The 18,931-nt window shown below is 70.8% G+C and carries 16 protein-coding genes; 9 read left to right on the forward strand and 7 right to left on the reverse strand.

Translation table 11 applies throughout. The features are described 5' to 3' along the window. Positions 1–33: 33 nt before the first annotated feature. The 3 genes from LPC04_RS09855 to LPC04_RS09865 all read right to left on the reverse strand — a co-directional run bounded on the left by LPC04_RS09855 (position 34) and on the right by LPC04_RS09865 (position 5,203). Positions 34–1,749: a PhoH family protein gene (locus LPC04_RS09855; protein WP_275682045.1), complete on the reverse strand. Its 1,716-nt coding sequence runs from the start codon at positions 1,747–1,749 to the stop codon at positions 34–36. Between the two features lie 173 nt (positions 1,750–1,922). Continuing rightward, complete coding sequence (locus tag LPC04_RS09860; RefSeq protein ID WP_275682046.1) at positions 1,923–3,722, reverse strand: hypothetical protein; 1,800 nt, start codon at positions 3,720–3,722, stop codon at positions 1,923–1,925. Positions 3,723–3,796: 74 nt separating this feature from the next. Then, on the reverse strand, positions 3,797–5,203 hold the full coding sequence (locus LPC04_RS09865) for an aminopeptidase P family protein (protein WP_275682047.1): 1,407 nt from the start codon (positions 5,201–5,203) through the stop codon (positions 3,797–3,799). Between the two features lie 187 nt (positions 5,204–5,390). Here LPC04_RS09865 and LPC04_RS09870 point away from each other — a divergent pair, with 187 nt between their 5' ends. Beyond that, positions 5,391–7,379: an OPT family oligopeptide transporter gene (locus tag LPC04_RS09870; protein ID WP_275682048.1), complete on the forward strand. Its 1,989-nt coding sequence runs from the start codon at positions 5,391–5,393 to the stop codon at positions 7,377–7,379. 42 nt (positions 7,380–7,421) lie between these two features. On the opposite strand, the gene LPC04_RS09875 is transcribed toward LPC04_RS09870, so the two are convergent. Next, on the reverse strand, positions 7,422–8,177 hold the full coding sequence (locus tag LPC04_RS09875) for an AraC family transcriptional regulator (protein WP_275682049.1): 756 nt from the start codon (positions 8,175–8,177) through the stop codon (positions 7,422–7,424). An 80-nt stretch (positions 8,178–8,257) separates the two neighbouring features. Here LPC04_RS09875 and LPC04_RS09880 point away from each other — a divergent pair, with 80 nt between their 5' ends. Genes LPC04_RS09880 through LPC04_RS09910 form a run of 7 tightly spaced genes read left to right on the forward strand, consistent with a single transcriptional unit; the run spans position 8,258 to position 15,571 of the window. Beyond that, positions 8,258–9,211 carry a proline racemase family protein gene (locus tag LPC04_RS09880; protein ID WP_275682050.1) on the forward strand — a complete coding sequence of 318 codons (954 nt, stop codon included), beginning with the start codon at positions 8,258–8,260 and terminating at the stop codon, positions 9,209–9,211. A gap of 58 nt (positions 9,212–9,269) precedes the next feature. Continuing rightward, on the forward strand, positions 9,270–10,400 hold the full coding sequence (locus LPC04_RS09885; RefSeq protein ID WP_275682051.1) for an NAD(P)/FAD-dependent oxidoreductase: 1,131 nt from the start codon (positions 9,270–9,272) through the stop codon (positions 10,398–10,400). Continuing rightward, on the forward strand, positions 10,397–10,636 hold the full coding sequence (locus LPC04_RS09890; protein WP_275682052.1) for a 2Fe-2S iron-sulfur cluster-binding protein: 240 nt from the start codon (positions 10,397–10,399) through the stop codon (positions 10,634–10,636). Before LPC04_RS09885 ends, LPC04_RS09890 begins: the two co-directional genes overlap by 4 nt. Beyond that, a complete protein-coding gene (locus LPC04_RS09895; protein WP_275682053.1) occupies positions 10,629–11,930 on the forward strand; it encodes an NAD(P)/FAD-dependent oxidoreductase in 1,302 nt (433 codons plus the stop codon). The genes LPC04_RS09890 and LPC04_RS09895 overlap by 8 nt, the downstream gene beginning before the upstream one ends. Positions 11,931–11,933: 3 nt before the next feature. Next, on the forward strand, positions 11,934–12,869 hold the full coding sequence (locus tag LPC04_RS09900) for a dihydrodipicolinate synthase family protein (protein ID WP_275682054.1): 936 nt from the start codon (positions 11,934–11,936) through the stop codon (positions 12,867–12,869). A gap of 2 nt (positions 12,870–12,871) precedes the next feature. Then, positions 12,872–14,584 carry a DUF885 domain-containing protein gene (locus tag LPC04_RS09905; protein WP_275682055.1) on the forward strand — a complete coding sequence of 571 codons (1,713 nt, stop codon included), beginning with the start codon at positions 12,872–12,874 and terminating at the stop codon, positions 14,582–14,584. A gap of 21 nt (positions 14,585–14,605) precedes the next feature. Then, entirely contained in the window at positions 14,606–15,571 is a 966-nt protein-coding gene (locus tag LPC04_RS09910) for a peptidylprolyl isomerase (RefSeq protein ID WP_275682056.1), read from the forward strand. 58 nt (positions 15,572–15,629) lie between these two features. Here the strand turns inward: LPC04_RS09910 and LPC04_RS09915 are convergent, their stop codons facing one another. From LPC04_RS09915 to LPC04_RS09925, 3 genes are all read right to left on the reverse strand, one after another. Further along, on the reverse strand, positions 15,630–16,271 hold the full coding sequence (locus tag LPC04_RS09915) for a LysE family translocator (protein ID WP_275682057.1): 642 nt from the start codon (positions 16,269–16,271) through the stop codon (positions 15,630–15,632). A gap of 139 nt (positions 16,272–16,410) precedes the next feature. After that, entirely contained in the window at positions 16,411–16,884 is a 474-nt protein-coding gene (locus tag LPC04_RS09920; RefSeq protein WP_275682058.1) for a peroxiredoxin, read from the reverse strand. Between the two features lie 218 nt (positions 16,885–17,102). After that, positions 17,103–17,483 carry an Mth938-like domain-containing protein gene (locus LPC04_RS09925; protein WP_275682059.1) on the reverse strand — a complete coding sequence of 127 codons (381 nt, stop codon included), beginning with the start codon at positions 17,481–17,483 and terminating at the stop codon, positions 17,103–17,105. Between the two features lie 220 nt (positions 17,484–17,703). On the opposite strand from LPC04_RS09925, the gene LPC04_RS09930 reads away from it, so the two are divergent. After that, positions 17,704–18,930 (forward strand): pyridoxal phosphate-dependent aminotransferase, encoded by a 1,227-nt coding sequence (locus LPC04_RS09930; RefSeq protein ID WP_275682060.1) that lies wholly within the window; start codon positions 17,704–17,706, stop codon positions 18,928–18,930. The last annotated feature ends 1 nt before the right edge of the window (position 18,931 follow it).

An 18,931-nucleotide genomic window follows, 5' to 3' on the forward strand; every position in this document is an offset into this window, starting at 1 on the left:
GCGGCGACCCTTCTCGTTGGCGGCGACGCCTGTTCAGAGCGCGTCCGACGCGAAATCCGCCAGCCGCGAGCGCTCGCCGCGCGCCAGCGTGATGTGCCCGCCGTGCGGCCAGCCCTTGAAGCGGTCGACCGCGTAGGTCAGGCCCGAGCTGCCCTCGGTGAGGTAGGGCGTGTCGATCTGCGCGAGGTTGCCGAGGCAGACGATCTTCGTGCCCGGGCCCGCGCGCGTGATCAGCGTCTTCATCTGCTTGGGCGTCAGGTTCTGCGCCTCGTCGATGATCACGAACTTGTTGAGGAAGGTGCGGCCGCGCATGAAGTTCAGGCTCTTGACCTTGATCTTCGAGCGCACGAGATCCTGCGTCGCCGCGCGGCCCCATTCGCCGGCGCCGCCGTCGCCCTTGGACAGCACCTCGAGGTTGTCGTCGAGCGCGCCCATCCACGGGCCCATCTTCTCTTCCTCGGTGCCGGGCAGGAAGCCGATGTCCTCGCCGACGGGCACCGTCACGCGGGTGACGATGATCTCACTGTAGCGGCGCTCGTCCATCACCTGCGCGAGGCCGCAGGCGAGCGTGGCCAGCGTCTTGCCGGTGCCGGCGGTGCCGGTCAGCGTGAGGAAATCGACCTCCGGATCCATCAGCAGGTTGAGCGCGAAGTTCTGCTCGCGGTTGCGCGCGGTGATGCCCCAGACGGCATTCTTCGCGTGCGTGAAGTCGCGCAGCGTCTTCAGCACCGCCGACTTGCCGGTGATCTCGGTGACGCGCGCATACAGCGGCGCGGCGCCCGGCGTCTCGAGGTAGACGAACTGGTTGATCAGCAGCGAGGGCACGAGCGGGCCGACGATGCGGTAGAACGTGTGGCCGCCCTGGTTCCAGCTCTCCATCGTCTTGCCGTGCTTGTCCCAGAAATCCGGGGGCAGCGCGAGCACGCCGGTGTAGAGAAGGTCGCCGTCGTCCAGCGTCTTGTCGTTGAAGTAGTCCTCCGCGGGCAGGCCCAGCGCGCGCGCCTTGACGCGCATGTTGATGTCCTTGGACACCAGCACCACGTCGCGCGCGCCATGCTGTTCGCGCAGCGCCTGCACGACCGCCAGGATCTGGTTGTCGGCCTTGCCCTGCGGCAGGCCAGAGGGCGCCTTGGCATCGAGGAACTGGGTCTGGAAGAACAGCTTGCCGCCGGCCTCGCGATGGCCCGTCTTCGACAGCGGGATGCCCGCGACCGGATCGAGCGAGCCCTCGGTGGCCAGGCCGTCGAGGTCGCGCGAGACCTGGCGCGCGTTGCGCGCGACCTCGGTCATGCCCTTCTTGTGGTTGTCGAGCTCCTCCAGCGTGATCATCGGCAGGTAGACGTCGTGCTCCTCGAAGCGGAACATCGACGTCGGGTCGTGCAGCAGCACGTTGGTGTCGAGCACGAACAGCTTGGACGGCCCGCCCGAGCGCGCGCGCTTGCGGGCGCCGCCGAGGCTCGTCTTGGGCCTGGCCGCCGGGGCCGGCGCGATCGGATACGCGGCAGGGGCCTTCACGGGCAGGCCGCCGCCGGTGCCGGGCGCGCGCGCCGTGACGCCAGGAGCTGGCGCGGGCTTGGGCGCCGCCTTGGCGACGGCCGTCTCCGCACGGTCGTCATGAAGATCCAGCAGTTTCGACTTCGGGTCCGCGGCCTTCTGGCTGCGGCGGCTCGTCTTGGGAGCCGATTGCGATTCGTAGTCAGCAGCCGACAGAAGAGCTGCGCGAGTGGCGGGAGGCTTCGGAAGTGGCATGTGGGTGCGTACGAGTCGCGAGTTGGGGTTCAGGAAACAAAAAAGCCGCGCAGGCAACCTGGGCGGCTTCTTGTTGGGAGTGCACGGTCTTGTTCCACGGGCATGAAACCCATTATGCACATTCTCGGAGTCGCGTTTCGACATCAGTCCCCTAGACAGGTTGGGCGTCGATTTCAGGGCTTCGCGCCATTGTCCGATGCAGTCTGCGGATAGCCGACCAGGTCGATCGCCTCGGCGCCGGCCGACTTCGTCGCGGCACCGCTGTCGTTGACCACGTGCGCGATCGTGCCGCGGCCCGCCAGCGAGACCGTGACGAGGCTGTGCAGCCGCACGCCGGCGGTCTCGGGCACCTCGAACGCGCGCGACGCGACGACGTGCGAGTCGCGGCCGTCGCGCGTGAAGAAGCAGTAGCTGCCCAGGCCCCAGGCCTCGTGCCGCTTCACGCGGTCGCCGACCTTGTAGGCAGGCCAGCCCTGGCCGCGGCCGCTGCTCCAGCCGGCCTGGTCCGGCACGTCGTAGGGCATCTCGTTCTGGAAGAAGACCGTCTGGCCGTCCTCGCCGTTCCACTCGACCTCGGCCTTGCGGAAGTGCTCGACGAACAGCCCCGTGGCGAGCACGCGGTCGCCGTCGACGCGCACGCCGGTGTCGGCCGGATTGACGTTCCAGCCCGGCTTCACGCTGCCGTGATCGGCGCGCCAGGCCCACACGTGGTCGATGATCGCGTCGTTGCTGTCGACGACGAGGCTGGTGGTGGCCTTGCCCGCGACGGCGCCGCCGATGCGGAAGAACACGTCCTGGATCGTCACCGGATCGGCCGCGTGGCGCAGCGTCGAGCCGGCCTGGCCGACCACCAGCAGCGCGGCGCTGTCGACGGTGCCGGCATCGAACAGCAGGCCGGCGAGGCGCACGCCGTCGACGTCGGCCACGGCCATCGGCGTGACGCCGGCCACGGGCTGCAGCGTCGGGAAGCCCAGGCCCAGCACGACGGTGCCGGGCCGCGTGACGCGGATCGTCCGGTCGATCGGATAGACGCCAGGCGTCAGCAGCAGGTCGAGGCCCGCTGCCAGTGCGGCGTTGATCGTCGCTGCGGTGTCGCCGGGTCGGGCGACGAAGAAGTGCCGCAAGGGGATGGACGTGCCGGGCGTCGGCGAGCCCGCGCGCCAGCTCGCCCCCGACGCGTCGGTGCGCAGCACGGGCAGGAAGACGCGGTACTTGCCGGACTCGTCGACGAAGAGCCACGGCTTCTCGCGCGAGCGCGGCGTGGTGGCCAGCGTGGTGACGGGTGGCGTCGGGAATGATGTCGGCGGCGCGCCGATCACGCCCGACAGCACCGCGTTCCAGCCGCCGCTGCGCCAGCCGCCGACCTCGCTGTCCCGCGCGTACCACTGCTGCTGGCCACCGGTTTCCACGACGCCGTCGACACGGCTGTCGGCCAGGTAGCCGCCGCTCGAGTAGCCCTTGCCGTTGCCGTCGTTGGACGGGCTGAGGCGCAGCTTGCCGGCGACGTGCACGCGCCGCATCGGCGCCGCCTGCGAGACGGCCCACGTCGTCGTTCCGCCCGCGGGTTCGACCGCCAGGTTCTCGACCGAGCGGCAGAAGTTGATCAGCGCGTTGTCGCGGTCGTGCAGGTTCCAGCCGCTGTCGGCGACGACGTTGCCGGCGATGCGCACGTCGTCCGGCTCGCGGCCCAGGCCTTGCACCGACGTGTAGTAGCCGACCCGGGCGGTGACGGCATAGCGGCCCGGCTTGAACAGGAACGCGAAGCGTTGCGGGCCGAACTCCGCGTCGGGGCTCAGCAGCATCGAGTCGAACGCCTTGTCGAGCGCCGCCTGGATCGTCGCGGCGGGCGTCGCCGGATCGAAGATGCGGACGTTCGGGCCGAAGTCGGGCGCGTCGGGGGTCGCGATCGGCGTCTGCGCGTGCAAGCCGGTCGCGAGGGCGGCGAGGCACGCCGTCAGGAGGCGTCGTGCCATGTCTTGGAAGCGGTCGTGTTCATGGGCGGCCGATTGTGGCCGCGTATGAAAACGCTTTCAAGGCAGGCGGCTCCTCAACTGGCGCATTGCGCCTCGACGTCGATGCGCGTGCGCGCGATCGGCGGCCCCAGTTCGCGCCGGCCGTCGGCGGTCACGAGGATGTCGTCCTCGATGCGGATGCCGCCGAAGTCGGCGTGCCTGTCGAACATCGCGTAGTCGATGAACTGCGCGTGCCGGCCCTCGGCCTGCCAGCGCTCGGTGAGCCAGCGGTTGATGTAGACGCCCGGCTCGATCGTCACGACGAAGCCCGGCTGCAGCGGCCGCGCGAGCCGCAGCGACTTGTGGCCGAACAGCGTGCTGCGCGTGAAGCCCTCGCCGTAGCCGACGTCGTTCTCGCCGAGGCCTTCCATGTCGTGCACGTCCAGGCCCATCATGTGGCCCGTGCCGCACTGGAAGAAGATCGCGTGTGCGCCGGCCTGCACGGCCTCGGCGGCATCGCCGCGCATGAAGCCCAGCGTCTTCATGCCCTCGACCATCACGCGGCAGGCGAGCCCGTGGATGTCGCGATACGGCACGCCCGGCGCGACGGCGGCGATGGCCTGCGTCTGCGCGTCCAGCACGAGGTCGTAGAGCTCGGCCTGCAGTCCCGTGAACCTGCCGCCGACGGGGATGGTGCGCGTGATGTCGGACGCGTAGCCGATGGGCGAGTTGGCGCCGGTGTCGTTGACGATCAGCTCGCCGCCTTTCAGCTTCACCGAGTGGTCGTGGTTGTGCAGGATCTCGCCGCGGCTCGTGAAGATCGACGGGTACGCGAGGCGGCGGCCGTGCGCCAGCGCGAGGCCTTCCATCGCGCCGACGATCTCCTGCTCGACGACGCCCGGGCGGCTCAGCCGCATCGCCAGGTGGTGCATGTCGCGCGTGACGTGCAGCGCGTTCTCGATCTCGGCGACTTCCGACGTGCTCTTGACCGCGCGCAACGCGATCGCGGCCAGCGTCAGCGCGCGGCTGGCGGCGGCGTCGATCTGCGCGTCGGCCAGCCCCAGCCAGGCGGCCAGCGCGAGACGCGTCTCGCCGCGGTAGGGCTTGAGGAAGTGGACGTCGCGACCTGCCGTGCGGGCGGTCGACAGCGTCGCGCCAAGGCGGGCATTCGTCGCCGTGCGCTCGATGCCGGACAGCGCGGCACGTTCGGCCACGCTGGGCAGCGGGCCGGTCCACACGAGGTGGTCGATGCCGATGTCGTCGCCGTGCAGCGTCGTGCTGCCGTCGTCGATGTCCAGCAGCAGCGCGAGCTCGGGCTGCTGCAGGCCGCAGAAGTACAGGAAGCTCGAATCCTGGCGGAACTCGTACGCGTTGTCGCGATAGTTCATCGGGCTGTCGACGTGGCCCGGCAGCAGCACGAGGCCGCATGCGCCGGCGTCGCGCAGGCGGGCGAGCAGGGCGGCGCGGCGGGCCTGGTAGGTGGCGGCGGGGAACATGGACATGCTGTGTTTCTCCAAGACTGGCGTGAACAGCGTGAATTATCACGACCATCGGCCGCACAAAGTTCGGTCCGGCGCGGAGTCTACGCGTTACCTCGGGCGCGCCGGCGGCCGCCGGCTGCGAGAATCCGGCCCCATCCGGCGTCGCGGCCACAAGCCGCCGCCCCCAGACATCGACCACGATTCGACCATGGCCCTGCTGCAACTCAACGAAGAACAGATCAAGACCTGGACGCGCGCGCAGAAGGACGAATGGTGGCTCGCCAACGTCTTCCGCGGCAACATGCCCCAGCTGACGGTGCGCTCGGCCGTCACGGGCTTCCTGCTCGGCGGCATCCTCGCGGCCACGGCGATGTACGTGCTGGCCAAGACGGGCATCGGCATCGGCGTGGGCCTGACCTCGGTGCTGCTGTCGTTCGCGATGTTCCGTGCGCTGTCCAACGCCCGCATCGCGAGCGACTTCAGCGTGCTCGAGAACAACTGCACGCAGTCGATCGCCACCTCCGCGGGCTACGTGATCACGCCGCTGGGCGCGGGCCTGACGGCCTACATGGCGATGACGGGCAACGTGCTGTCGTGGTGGCAGATGATGGTCTGGCTGGTCGTGGTGTCGATCACGGGCGTGCTGATGGCCTTCCCGATGAAGCGCCGCTTCATCAACGAGGACCAGCTGCCGTTCCCCGAAGGCCGCGCCTGCGGCGTGGTGCTGGACTCGCTCTACAGCGGCGGCGCCGACGTCGGCCTGTTCAAGGCCAAGCTGCTCTACGTCACCGCCGGCATCACGGCCATCTGGGAGCTGCTGGTGCTGGACGGCTTCCAGCGCCTGATCCAGTTCAAGATCCTGCGCATGAACGTGTGGGCCGGCCTGAAGGAGCCGTGGGTGCTGCACGACCACCTCGACGACTACTACTACATGTGGCTCGCGAAGCTGCACGTGGCCGCGCCGAAGATCCTCGGCACCGATATCCGCCAGCTGGGCCTGCGCTTCACGCTCGACTTCTCGATGCTGGGCGTCGGCGGCCTGATGGGCCTGGCGGTGGCCTCCAGCGTGCTGATCGGCGGCATCCTCAATCTCGCCGTGCTGGCGCCGATCATGATCGAGCGCGGCGACATCGTGGCGCGCACGCTGGCCAACGGCCATGTGGTCAACATCTCGCGCGCCGAGATCGTCAACCAGTGGTCGATCTGGTGGGGCGTGTCGATGATGGTGGTGGGCGCGATGGTGGGCCTGTTCGCCAAGCCCGACATCTTCACCAAGGCGTTCAAGTCGATGTCGAAGAGGGCCGACGCGCCGGCGCAGCGCAGCGACGTCCTTAAGCACATCGAGGTGCCGCTGTGGGTGTCGTGGGTCGGCGTGCCGGTGTTCGGCCTCGCCGGCGCCTGGGTCACTCATGCGTTCTTCGGCGTGCCGTGGCTGCTGTCGCTGGTGTCGCTGCCGCTGATCTACGTGCTGACCATCATCTGCGCCAACTCGATGGGCCTGACGTCGTGGATGCCGTCCGGCCCGCTGGCCAAGGTCACGCAGTTCACCGTCGGCATGATCGACCGCGCGAACCCGGCCAGCAACCTGCTGCCGGCCTCGATGACCGGCACGATCGTCAGCAACGCGGCCAGCCTGCTGTCCGACATCAAGCCCGGCTACATGCTGGGCGGCAAGCCGCGCCACCAGGTGTGGGGCCACGTGATCGGCATCTTCTCGGGCGCGATCTTCTCGGTGCCGCTGTTCTTCCTGCTGTTCCTGCGGCCCGACGCCAACGGCGCGGTCGACGCCACGAAGATCATCTCCGACACCTTCCCGATGCCGGCGGCCGTGCAGTGGCGCGGCGTCGCCGAGATCATCTCGCACGGCTTCAAGGGCGCGCCGGTGACGGCGATCTGGGCGGCCGGCATCGCGGCCGTCGCGGCCGTCGTGCTGGAAGCGCTGCGCGTCGTGACCAAGGGCCGCTTCCCGCTGTCGGCGGTGTCGATCGGCCTGGGCGTGGTGCTGCCGTTCGATTCCTGCGTCTCGATGTGGATCGGCGCGATGGGCTTCTGGATCCTGGGCCGCATCTATCGCACGCCGGGCACCAAGGCGCACGACATCTGGGTCGAGGGCGCGGAGCCGATCTGCGCGGGCCTGATCTCGGCCGCGGCGCTCATGGGCATCTGCGACGCGATCCTCAACGTGGTCATGGGCTGAGCGCGAGCGGCCCTCTCGCGAAGGCGGCCTCGGCCGCCTTTTTCATGGCCGATGTGCGCGCCAGTCGCGCGGACTCAGGCCCGTGCTGCGCCTGAACTGGCGCGCGAACGCGCTGTGGTCGGTGTAGCCGCAGGCGTGCGCGATCGCGGCGATCGACGCGTCGCCCGACAGCAGTGTCAACGACGCATCGAGCCGCGCGCGCGCCAGCAGCTGGCGCGGCGTGACGCGGTAGAGCTGCGTCACGTGGCGCTCGAGTTGCGCGATCGACAGCCCGGCCTCGCGGGCCAGCTCGCCGATCTGGAGCGGCTCCGCGAAGTCGCGCTGGAGGCGCTCGACCACGCGGGCGACGCGCGCGTACGTCGCCGGCGGCGTCGCGTGGCTCAAGCCCGGCGTGGCGAGGTCGCGCGACAAGCCGACCAGGCCGACGACCTGTTCACGCCGCCGGCTGCCCGCGGGGCCGGGCTCGCGCCACGCGAACTTGTGCGTGAGGCACCAGCCGGGCGCGCGGTTCGGGTAGAGATGCAGCTCCAGCTGCCCGGCGATCTCGGCGCCGCCGCGCAGCACGGCCTCGTCCTGCTCGCGATAACGGTCGCCGAGTCCGCCCGGAAAGAGTTCGTCCGTGCGGCGCCCGACCAGCTGTGCGCGCTTCGTCAGCCGCAGGCGATCGAGCAGCGTCTGGTTGGCGTGCGTGTATCGGCCCTCGGCGTCCTTGGCGAAGAAGACGACGTCGGGCAGCGTGTCGAACAGGCGCTCCAGCATCGAGAGCGGCAGGCGCGGGATGGCGGTCAGGTCGTGCATGCCGCCATTGTGCTGAAATCGTCATGGCGACGCGAGCAATCGATCAAGCCGTGGCGGCGCGGCGGTCCCAGAATCGCGGCATGCACAGGATCTCCGTCATCGACTCCCACACCGCCGGCGAGCCCACGCGCGTCGTGCTGGGCGGCGCGCCCGCGCTGCGCGGCGCCACGCTCGCCGAGCAGCGCGCCGACTTCTCGCGCCACCACGACGGCTTCCGCTCCGCCGTCGCCTGCGAGCCCCGCGGCAGCGACACGATGGTGGGCGCGCTGCTGGTCGAGCCGCGCGCGCCCGGCTGCGTGGCGGGCATGATCTTCTTCAACAACGTCGGCATGCTGGGCATGTGCGGCCACGGCACGATCGGCGTCGTCGCCACGCTGGCGCACCTGGGCCGGATCGCACCGGGTCGACACCGGCTCGACACGCCGGTCGGCCCGGTCGAGACCGAGCTGCACGCCGACGGCCGCGTCACCGTCTTCAACGTGCCCGCGTACAGACATCGCGCGGGCGTGACGCTGGACGTGCCCGGCATCGGCCCGGTGACCGGCGACGTCGCCTGGGGCGGCAACTGGTTCTTCCTGGTCGACGCGCAGCAGTTCGACCCGCTGCCGGTGCTCGCGCTGGCGCACGTCGAGGCGCTGACCGACCTGACCTGGCGCATCCGCGGCGCGTTGGCCGCGCAGGGCATCGCCGGCGCGGACGGCGCCGAGATCGACCACGTCGAGCTGTTCGCGCCGTCCCCCACCGCCGACGCGCGCAACTTCGTGCTGTGCCCCGGCAAGGCCTACGACCGCTCGCCGTGCGGCACCGGCACCAGCGCCAAGCTGGCCTGCCTGGCCGCCGACGGTCACCTCGCCGCCGGCGCCACATGGGTGCAGGAGAGCGTGATCGGCAGCCGCTTCGAAGGGCGCTGGGCGCCGGCCGACGGCGAGCCGGGCCGCATCCTGCCGGCCGTCAGCGGCCGGGCATGGATCACGGCGGAGTCGACCTTGCTGCTGGCCGAGGACGATCCGTTCCGCGACGGCATCCGCGCATGAGCGACGCCCGGCCGTCCGAAGGCGCTCGCACCGCAGCCGTCGGGCGGAGGGTTGCCTGATGAGCGAGTCGGTCGACGTCGCGATCGTCGGCGGCGGCATCGTCGGCTGCGCCTGCGCGCGCGCCGCGTCACGCGCGGGGCTGCGCGTGGCGGTGTTCGAAGGCCAGCGCATCGGCGCCGGCGCCACCGCGGCGGGCATGGGCCATCTCGTGACCATCGACGACGACCCGGCCGAATTCGCGCTGGCGAGGCTGTCGATGCGGCTGTGGCGCGAGTGGAGCGGCTGGCAGGCGATCGAGCGCCGCGCCACCGGCACGCTGTGGCTGGCCGAGACGGCCGCGCAGCGCGCCGCGGCGCACGCCAAGCTCGCGCGCCTGCAGGCCGCCGGGCTGTCGGCCGAGTGGCTGGAGCCCGACGTGCTGCACGCTGCCGAGCCGCGCCTGGCGCGCGACCTGGCCGGTGCCTTGCGCGTGGGCGGCGACGAGGTCGCGTATGGCCCCGAGATGGCCGCGCGGCTCGCCGCCGACGTGCGCGCGGCCGGCGGTGCCATCCATGAGATGACGCCGGTCGCCGCGCTGCGAGACGACGGCCTGCTGCTGGCCGATGGCCGTCGTGTCGTCGCGGGCCACGTTCTGCTCGCGGCCGGCTGCGACAGCGCACGCCTGTGGCCGGGAGAGTCGCCGCTGCGGCTGCGTCCGCGCAAGGGCCAGCTCGCGATCACCGACCGCTATCCCGGCTACATCCGCCATGCGCTCGTCGAGCTGGGCTACATCGACGCGGCGCACGGCGATGCCGACGAATCGGTGGCGTTCAATGCCCAGCCGCGCGAGTCGGGCCAGTTGCTGCTCGGGTCGTCGCGCAGCTTTTCCGACACGAGCGTCGACGTCGACGCCGCGCTGCTGGCCCGCATGGTGCGCCGCGCGCAGCGCTTCCTGCCCGGGATCGGCACGTTGCAGATGCTGCGCTGCTGGGCCGGCTTCCGGCCGGCGACGCCCGACGGGCGGCCGATCATCGGGCTCATCCCGGCGAGCGCGCGGGGCAACCACTGGGTCGCGACCGGTCACGAAGGCCTCGGCCTGACGACCGCCAGCGGCACCGCGAGCCTCTGGCTGGACCTGCTGCTGGGACGTGCGCCCGCCATCGACGCCGCGCCGTATTCGCCCGAGCGCTTCGTCGAGGTGGCGGCATGAAGGTCCGCGTCGACGGCCGGACTGTCGACGTCCCGGCGGGCACCCTGGTCGCCGCGGCAGTCGAGATCGGCGCGCCGGGGCATGGCGGGCGCGTCTCGCCCGGCGGCGCGCGGCGGCAGCCGCTGTGCGGCATGGGCGTGTGCGGCGAGTGCCGTGTCAACGTCGATGGCCGCGCGCATCGACTCGGCTGCCAGACCTTGTGCGTGGCGGGGATGGAGATCCGAACTGATGCCTGAGTCGGACAACCTCGCCGAACTGCGCGCCCGCGTGGTCGTCGTCGGCGCCGGCCCCGCAGGCCTGGCCGCGGCGCGGGTCGCGGCGGCCGCGGGCCTGGACGTGCTGTTGCTCGACGCGGCACCGCTGCCCGGTGGCCAGGTCTGGCGGGCGCGGCAGGGGGTCGCGGCGGAACCGGTCGCGCGTGCCCTGGCGAGTCTGGCGGCCACAGGGGTGCGCGTGCTGTCCGGCACGCGCGTCGTGATGGCGCTGCCGGAGCGCACGTTGCTGATCGACGGCCCGGACGGCGCACGACGCCTTCGCTGGGACAAGCTGATCCTCGCGACCGGCGCGCGCGAGCGGTTGCTGCCGTTCCCTGGCTGGACGCTGCCCGGCGTGTTCGGTGCCGGCGGGCTGCAGGCGCTGGTCAAGGGCGGCTGGCCGATCCGCGGGCGGCGCGTGCTGGTCGCCGGCACCGGTCCCTTGCTGCTGGCCGCGGCCGCGACGCTGCGGCGCGAGGGCGCGCAGGTCGTCGGGCTGGTCGAGGAGGCCTCGGCCGTCGCGTTGGCGCGCTTCGCGGGCACGCTGGCCGCGCATCCGCGCAAGGCGCTGCAGGCCATGCGGTTGGGCGCGTCGTTGCTGGGCGTGCCGTCGAACGTCGGCACGCGCGTGATCGCGGCCGAGGGCGATGGGCGCGTCGAACGCGTCGTGCTGCAAGGCGAGGGCGGTCGCCCCCGCGTCGTCGACTGCGATGCGCTCGCTGCCGGCTGGGGCCTGATCCCGCAGACCGAGCTGGCGCAGTCGCTCGGTTGCGCGCTCGCGATGCGCCTCGGCGCGCTTGCGATCGTGGTCGACGAGCGCCAGCGCACCAGCGTCGACGGCGTTCTGGCCGTGGGCGAATGCACGGGCATCGCCGGCGCCGTGGCGGCGCAGCTGCAAGGCGAAGCCGCCGGATGTGCCGTCGCCCTCGACCAACCCGCAAGACCTTCCCGCCGCCTCGCCCGCGAGCACGCCTTCGCCGCGGCCGTCGCCGCCAGGTTTCCCGCCCCCGCCGACTGGGCCGCGCGCCTGCGCGACGACACGCTCGTCTGCCGCTGCGAGGACGTGCCCTGGTCGGCGCTGCGCGACCAGCCCGACCTGCGCGCCGCCAAGCTCGCCACGCGCTGCGGCATGGGGCATTGCCAAGGACGCCTCTGCCATGACACCCTCGCGGCCGTGATGCACTGGCCGCGCCTGCCCGTCCGCCCGCCGCTGGCACCGGCGCCGCTCGCCACGTTGCTGGCGATCGACCAACCCCCATCCCACCTGGAGACCTGAGCCATGAGCATGACCTGGAACGGCGTGATGCCCGCCATCACCACCCCCTTCACCGCCGACGGCGACGTCGACCACGCCTTCCTGGCGCGCCACGCGCTGTGGATGATCGAGGCCGGCTGCACCGGCATCGTCGCGCTCGGCTCGCTCGGCGAGGCGGCCACCTTGTCGGTGCCCGAGAAGCTGGACGTGCTGCGCACGCTGGCCAAGGCCCTGGACGGCCGAGTGCCGCTGGTCGCGGGCATCGCGGCACTGTCGACCGACGAGGCCTGCTTCCTGGCCAACGAGGCGCAGCAGGTCGGCTGCGCCGGCCTGATGGTGCTGCCGCCGTACGTCTATTCGACCGACTGGCGCGAGATGCGCGCGCACGTGTCGGCCGTGATCGAGGCGACGCCGCTGCCATGCATGCTCTACAACAACCCGATCGCCTACCGCACCGATTTCAGGCCGGAGCACGTCGAGGAGCTGGCGCGGGCGCACGGCAACCTCGTGGCGGTCAAGGAGTCGAGCGCCGACATTCGCCGCATCGCCGCGATCCGCCATCGCCTGGGCGACCGGCTCGCCATCCTGGTGGGCGTGGACGACGTGATCGTCGAGGGCATCGCGGCCGGCGCCACCGGCTGGGTCGCGGGCCTGGTCAACGCGATGCCGCTCGAATCGGTGCGGCTGTTCGATCTGGCGATGCGCGCGAACTCGGGCGACGCCGCGACGGCCGCGCAGGCGCGCCAGGCGGCCGACGAGCTGTACCGCTGGTTCCTGCCGCTGCTGACGCTGGACACGGTGCCCAAGTTCGTGCAGCTGATCAAGCTCGTGCAGCAGCAGGTCGGCCAGGGCCATGAACGCGTGCGCGCGCCGCGGCTGGTGCTCGAGGGCGCCGAGCGCGAGGCGACGCTGGCGCTGATCGCCGACAAGCTGGCCGCGCGTCCGCGCAACGTCGCCTGACGATGACGACGCACGCCACCGCGGCCGACGCGCGCTTCGCGCAGCTGGCCGCCGACGAATGGGCCTGGCGCCTGGGCCAGTTTCCGCAGCTCGCCACCAGCGTCGGCGACGCGTCGCACGACGACCGCCTCGAGCAGGTGGACGCCGGCTCGCGCGCCGCACGCCTCGCGCGCTGGCGCGACACGCGCGCGGCGCTGGCCGCGATTCCTGTCGACGAGATGTCGCCCGCAGCGCGCATCGACCGCGCGGTGTTCGAGAACCAGCTGCACGGCTTCATCGCGGCGATCGAGTCGCACGCCGACCTGATGCCGCTCAACAGCGACTCGAGCTTCTACGGGCCGCTGGTCGACCTCTGCGACGCGCAGCCGTTGCACGATGCGGCCGACCATCGCCGCTTCCTCGCGCGCCTGGCCGACATCCCGCGCTTCATGCGCGAGCACATCGCGCTGATGCGCGAAGGCCTCGCGGCCGGGTTCACGGTGCCGCAGATCGTGCTCGAGGGCCGCGACCAGCCGCTCGTGGCGATCGCGCAGCTGACCGACGCCACGGCCACGCCGTTCTGGCGGCCGTTCGCGACATTCCCGGTGGGCGTGCCCGTCGAGGCCCGCTCGGCGCTGCAAGACGAGGCGCGCGCGGTGATCGCCGACCAGGTGCTGCCGGCGTATCGCGAGCTGCTCGCGTTCATGCGCGAGACCTACGTGCCCGGCGCGCGCCGGACGACCGCCGCCTGCGACCTGCCCGACGGCGACGCGTTCTACGCCGCGCAGATCCGCCACTACACGACGCTGCCGTTGACGGCCGACGAGATCCACCAGCGCGGCCTGCAGGAGGTCGCGCGCATCCTGGCCGAGATGCACGAGGTCAAGCGCCAAGCCGGATTCGACGGCGAGCTGCCGGCCTTCCTGCAGTTCCTGCGCACCGACCCGCAGTTCTACGCGCGCACGCCGCACGAGCTGCTGGCGCACGCGTCGTGGATCGCCAAGCGCGTCGACGGCCTGCTGCCGAAGTTCTTCGGCGTGCTGCCGCGCCAGCCCTACGGCGTGGCGCCGGTGCCGGAGGACATCGCGCCGTTCTACACGACCGGCCGCTACGTGCTCGCGCCGCAGCCGATCGGCTTCGCCGGCATGTACTGGGTCAACACGCATGCGCTGGAGTCGCGCGCGCTCTACACGTTGCCGGCGCTCACGCTGCACGAGGCCGTGCCCGGCCATCACCTGCAGATCGCGCTGGCCGCCGAGCTCGACGGCCAGCCGGCGTTCCGCCGCCACAGCTTCGTCGACGCCTACGGCGAGGGCTGGGCGCTGTACGCCGAGCACCTGGGCGACGAGATGGGCGTGTACCTCACCCCGTATGAGCAGTTCGGCCGCCTGACCTACGAGATGTGGCGCGCGGCGCGGCTGGTGGTCGACACCGGCCTGCATGCGAAGCGCTGGAGCCGCGAGGACGCGCGTGCCTACCTGCTCGCGCACACCGCGCTCAGCGAGCACGAGGTCGCCACCGAAGTCGACCGCTACATCAGCTGGCCGGGACAGGCGCTGTCGTACAAGATCGGCGAGATCCGCATCCGCGAGCTTCGCGCGCGGGCTGAAGGCGCGCTGGGCGCGCGCTTCGACCTGCGTGCATTCCATGACGCCGTGCTGGGCCTGGGTTCGGTACCCTTGGGCATCCTCGAGCAGCAAGTGGACGCCTGGATCGCGTCGCGCCTCGCCGCCTGAACCCGACACCCAAGGAGTCCCGTGCCGAACCGCCTTCCGTTTCTTCGCCTCGCCGCCGTCGCCGGCCTTCTCGTCGCGGCCGCCGCCGCCCATGCGCAGGCCTCCGCGCCCGCGCCGGCCGCGTCCGCGCCCAAGCTGCGCACCGCCGCCGACATCGTGCGCGAAGCACCCGACAGCGCCTGGCGCCGGCCCGACCCGAACGACGTGCTCGCGATGACGCTGCCCTCGGGCATCGTCTGGATCGAGCTCGCGCCGCGCTTCGCGCCGCTGCACGCCGACAACATCCGCAAGCTCGTCGCCCAGCACTACTTCGACGGCCTGGCCGTGGTGCGCGTGCAGGACAACTTCGTCGCGCAGTGGGGCGACCCGGCGGCCGACGACGACGACGCGACCAAGGGGCGGTCTCTCGGCGACGCGAAGCGCACGCTGGCGCCCGAGTTCTTCATCAGCGACAAGGGCCTGAAGATCGCGAGGCTCAAGGACAAGGACGTGTTCGCGCCGGTCACCGGCTTCGTCGACGGCTTTCCGGTGGCGGCCGACCCCAGGACGCATCGCGCCTGGATCGCGCACTGCTACGGCACCATTGGCGCAGGCCGCGGCATGACGGTCGACTCGGGCAGCGGCGCCGAGCTCTACGCGGTGATCGGCCAGTCGCCGCGCGGCCTCGACCTCAACATCGCGCCGGTGGCGCGCGTGCTGCAGGGCATGGAGCTGCTGTCGTCGCTGCCGCGCGGCGGGCAGAACATGGGCTTCTACGACAAGCCCGAGCAGAACGTGAAGATCACGAAGGTCGAGCGCCTGGCTGACATGCCCGAGGCCGCGCGGCCCGACGTGCGCGTGTTCCGCACCGACACGCCGCAGTGGAACGAGGTGATCGAGTCGCGCCGCAATCGCAAGGACGCGTGGTACGTGCATCCGGCCGGCGCGATCGACCTGTGCAACATCACGGTGCCGGTGAAGATCGAGGCGAAGGCGCCGGCGAACTGATTGCCCGCGGACGGCCGAGCGTGCTCAGCGCGCGAAGCTGTTCTTGAGCAAGCGGCCGTCAGCGCGGCAGCAGGCCGTGGGCGAGCGTCCAGGCAGCGGCCGCGACCAGCAGCAGCCCCACGCCGCGGCCCGCTGCGCGCTGCAGCGCCGGATTGCCGCGCAGCCACGAGCGCGCGCGTCCCGCGGCCAGCGCCAGGCCGCCGTAGACGGCCAGCTGCGTCGCCGAGGTGATCGCCGCCATGGCCAGCATCTGGGACGCGACCGCGGCGCCGCTGCCGCGCAGGAACTGCGGGAACACGGCCAGCGTGAACATGTACGCCTTGGGATTGAGCAGGCAGGTGGCGACGGCCCGGCCGAACGTCGCGTGCGCCGGCCGCGCCGCCGTGGCCTGTTCGCCGAGCGCGGTCGTGCCGCGCAGCAGCGTCCAGCCGATCCACGCGACATAGGCCGAGCCCACCACCAGCAGCGCCTGCAGGGCACCGGGCGCGGCCTGCAGCACGAGCCCGATGCCCAGCGCGCCGAAGGCGACGTGGATCCAGCCGCCGGCCACCAGGCCGCTGACGGCGGCCAGCCCCGCGCGGCGGCCGCCGGCGAGCGCGCTGGCGAGCACGAAGGCCATGTCCATGCCGGGCAGGACGATGATGCCGGCGACGAGGAGGAAGTAGAGCCACAGCGGGCTGGAAGCGGTCAGGGGCGACATGACGATGCGGGCCGGAAGTGGAGCGATGCGCCATCATCGGATCCGATATCTGCCAGGGCCTGGCATGATTTGCGACGGCGTGGCGACGGCCATGAAAAAAGCCGCCCGAGGGCGGCTTTCGTGCGGCGGAGCAGGGCGCTCAGGCCTTCTTCAGTTCCTTGACGGCCTTGAGCACTTCCTCGACATGGCCGGCCACCTTGATGCCGCGCCATTCGGCCACGAGCACGCCGTTGCCGTCGATGAGGAAGGTGGAGCGCTCGATGCCCTTGACCTTCTTGCCGTACATGATCTTGTTCTTGACCACGCCGAACATGTGGCAGAGCTTCTCTTCGGTGTCGGCGATCAGTTCGAAGGGCAGGTCGACGGCCTGCTTGAACTTGTCGTGCGACGCCATGTTGTCGCGCGAAACGCCAAATACGACCGCGCCGGCCTTGACGAACTCGGCGTGCATGTCGCGGAACTGCATGGCCTCGGTGGTACAACCCGGCGTGTGATCCTTGGGGTAGAAATACAGCACCACGGCGCGGCCCTGGAAGGCATGCGGCGTGAACTTGACACCGTTGGTGGCGAGTGCTTCAAATTCAGGGAGCGCTTTGTTCAGTGCAGGCGTCATGTAGGGTCTCGGTCGAGCCGTCGGTCGATCTGGGGTGCGTGACGTATAAAGGCCTGGCGATCTGGCCCGAGATGACATCGGTCCAGATCAGGCACAACCATCGATTATAGAGTGAACTGCCCACGTGCCCTGGATGGGCCGCCGCGGGGGCGGACGCGAGGCTGTTCGACAGCTCTGAAACTGCGCGGAAACCGCTTGTTTCCGCCGCGTGAAGACCCTCAGGCCGCGGGCGTCAACAGGATCGCCGCGACCACGCGGCGGCCCTCGTTGGCCAGCACGGTGTAGGTGCGGCAGGCCGCGCCCGAGTCCATCGTCTCGACGCCGATTCGCTTGTCGATGAGGCTGCGGTAGAGCGCCGGCGAGACGAATTTCAGCTTCGGGCCGCTGCCGAAGATCACCACCTCGGGATCGAACGCCAGGATCGCGTCGAAATGGGCCTGCGTCAGCTGCTCGACGCTGCTCGCGTCCCAATCCCTGGCCTGGCCCACCCACGGCACCAGCACGCTCTTCGTGTGCAGGTCGGCGTTGACGCGCAGGTTGTCGACGTCGTAGCGGGTGATGTTGTTCACCCCGTCGAGCGTGTCGGGTTGGAATTTCAAGGGGTCGTCCTGATGCTGTGGCGAGCTTCGATTATAGAAACGCGTCTTTCGCCGGGCCGCGCGCGCGGGGATGCGCCGGGCCTGCCTTCGCGATTGCGCAAGCGACGATTCAATGGCGGCGTTGCGGCCGGGCAGAGGTTTCCCTATGAGAAACTTGGCCTTCGCTCCGGCGGTCGCAGGTCGATCGCCGCCGATTCCTTCTTTCACAGGATGCCCGGCCGTGAAGCCGATCGCCAAGTCCAGCAAGCTCGCCAACATCGGTTACGACATCCGCGGCCCGGTCCTCGACAAGGCCCGCCAGATGGAGGACGAGGGGCACCACATCATCAAGCTGAACATCGGCAACGTCGCCGCGTTCGGCCTCGAGCCGCCCGACGAGATCGTGCAGGACATGATCCGCAACCTGCCCCACGCCGCGGCCTACACCGACTCGAAGGGCCTGTTCGCCCCGCGCAAGGCCATCGTCCACTACACGCAGGAAAAGAAGATCCCGCACGTGGCGGTGGACGACGTCTACCTCGGCAACGGCGCGTCCGAGCTGATCGCCTTCAGCATGAACGCGCTGCTCGACTCGGGCGACGAGGTGCTGATCCCGTCGCCGGACTACCCGCTGTACACGGCCGTAGTCGGCCTGTCGGGCGGCACGCCGGTGCACTACGTCTGCGACGAGCAGTCCGGCTGGCTGCCCGACCTCGAGGACATCCGCCGCAAGGTGACGTCGCGCACCAAGGCGATCGTCATCATCAACCCGAACAACCCGACCGGCGCGCTGTATCCGGTGAGCGTGTTGCAGGACATCGTCGAGGTGGCGCGCAAGCACGAGCTGGTGATCTTCGCTGACGAGATCTACGACAAGACGCTGTTCGACGGCGAGACGCACACCAGCATCGCGTCGCTGGCCGACGACGTGCTTTGCGTCACCTTCAACGGGCTGTCGAAGAACTACCGCTCGTGCGGCTACCGCGCCGGCTGGATGGTGGTGTCGGGCGCGAAGCGCGACGCGAAGGACTACATCGAGGGGCTCAACATGCTGGCCTCGATGCGCCTGTGCGCCAACACGCCGGGCCAGCTCGCGATCCAGACCGCGCTCGGCGGCTACCAGAGCATCAAGGATCTCGTCGCGCCGGGCGGACGTCTCGCGCGCCAGCGCGACCTCGCCTACGACCTGCTGACGCAGATCCCGGGCGTGACGGTCGTCAAGCCCAAGGCCGCGCTGTACATGTTTCCGCGCCTCGACCCGAAGCTGTACCCGATCGCCGACGACCAGCAGTTCGCCTACGAGCTGCTCGCCGAGGAGAAGGTGCTGATCGTGCAGGGCACCGGCTTCAACTGGAGCCAGCCCGACCACTTCCGCGTCGTCTTCCTGCCCAACGCCGACGACCTCACCGAGGCGGTGTCGCGCATCGCGCGCTTCCTCGATGGCTATCGCAAGCGCCACGCGGTCTGAC

It is taken from the genome of Scleromatobacter humisilvae, from assembly GCF_023231945.1.
In the GTDB taxonomy this organism is placed as follows: Bacteria; Pseudomonadota; Gammaproteobacteria; order Burkholderiales; family Burkholderiaceae_C; genus Scleromatobacter; species Scleromatobacter humisilvae.

What these genes read in the sequence shown, in the direction of transcription:
- LPC04_RS09855 (WP_275682045.1), bottom strand. Translation starts at nt 1,749, where the DNA reads ATGCCACTTCCGAAGCCTCCCGCCACTCGCGCAGCTCTTCTGTCGGCT.
- LPC04_RS09860 (WP_275682046.1), bottom strand. Translation starts at nt 3,722, where the DNA reads ATGGCACGACGCCTCCTGACGGCGTGCCTCGCCGCCCTCGCGACCGGC.
- LPC04_RS09865 (WP_275682047.1), bottom strand. Translation starts at nt 5,203, where the DNA reads ATGTCCATGTTCCCCGCCGCCACCTACCAGGCCCGCCGCGCCGCCCTG.
- LPC04_RS09870 (WP_275682048.1), top strand. Translation starts at nt 5,391, where the DNA reads ATGGCCCTGCTGCAACTCAACGAAGAACAGATCAAGACCTGGACGCGC.
- LPC04_RS09875 (WP_275682049.1), bottom strand. Translation starts at nt 8,177, where the DNA reads ATGCACGACCTGACCGCCATCCCGCGCCTGCCGCTCTCGATGCTGGAG.
- LPC04_RS09880 (WP_275682050.1), top strand. Translation starts at nt 8,258, where the DNA reads ATGCACAGGATCTCCGTCATCGACTCCCACACCGCCGGCGAGCCCACG.
- LPC04_RS09885 (WP_275682051.1), top strand. Translation starts at nt 9,270, where the DNA reads ATGAGCGAGTCGGTCGACGTCGCGATCGTCGGCGGCGGCATCGTCGGC.
- LPC04_RS09890 (WP_275682052.1), top strand. Translation starts at nt 10,397, where the DNA reads ATGAAGGTCCGCGTCGACGGCCGGACTGTCGACGTCCCGGCGGGCACC.
- LPC04_RS09895 (WP_275682053.1), top strand. Translation starts at nt 10,629, where the DNA reads ATGCCTGAGTCGGACAACCTCGCCGAACTGCGCGCCCGCGTGGTCGTC.
- LPC04_RS09900 (WP_275682054.1), top strand. Translation starts at nt 11,934, where the DNA reads ATGAGCATGACCTGGAACGGCGTGATGCCCGCCATCACCACCCCCTTC.
- LPC04_RS09905 (WP_275682055.1), top strand. Translation starts at nt 12,872, where the DNA reads ATGACGACGCACGCCACCGCGGCCGACGCGCGCTTCGCGCAGCTGGCC.
- LPC04_RS09915 (WP_275682057.1), bottom strand. Translation starts at nt 16,271, where the DNA reads ATGTCGCCCCTGACCGCTTCCAGCCCGCTGTGGCTCTACTTCCTCCTC.
- LPC04_RS09920 (WP_275682058.1), bottom strand. Translation starts at nt 16,884, where the DNA reads ATGACGCCTGCACTGAACAAAGCGCTCCCTGAATTTGAAGCACTCGCC.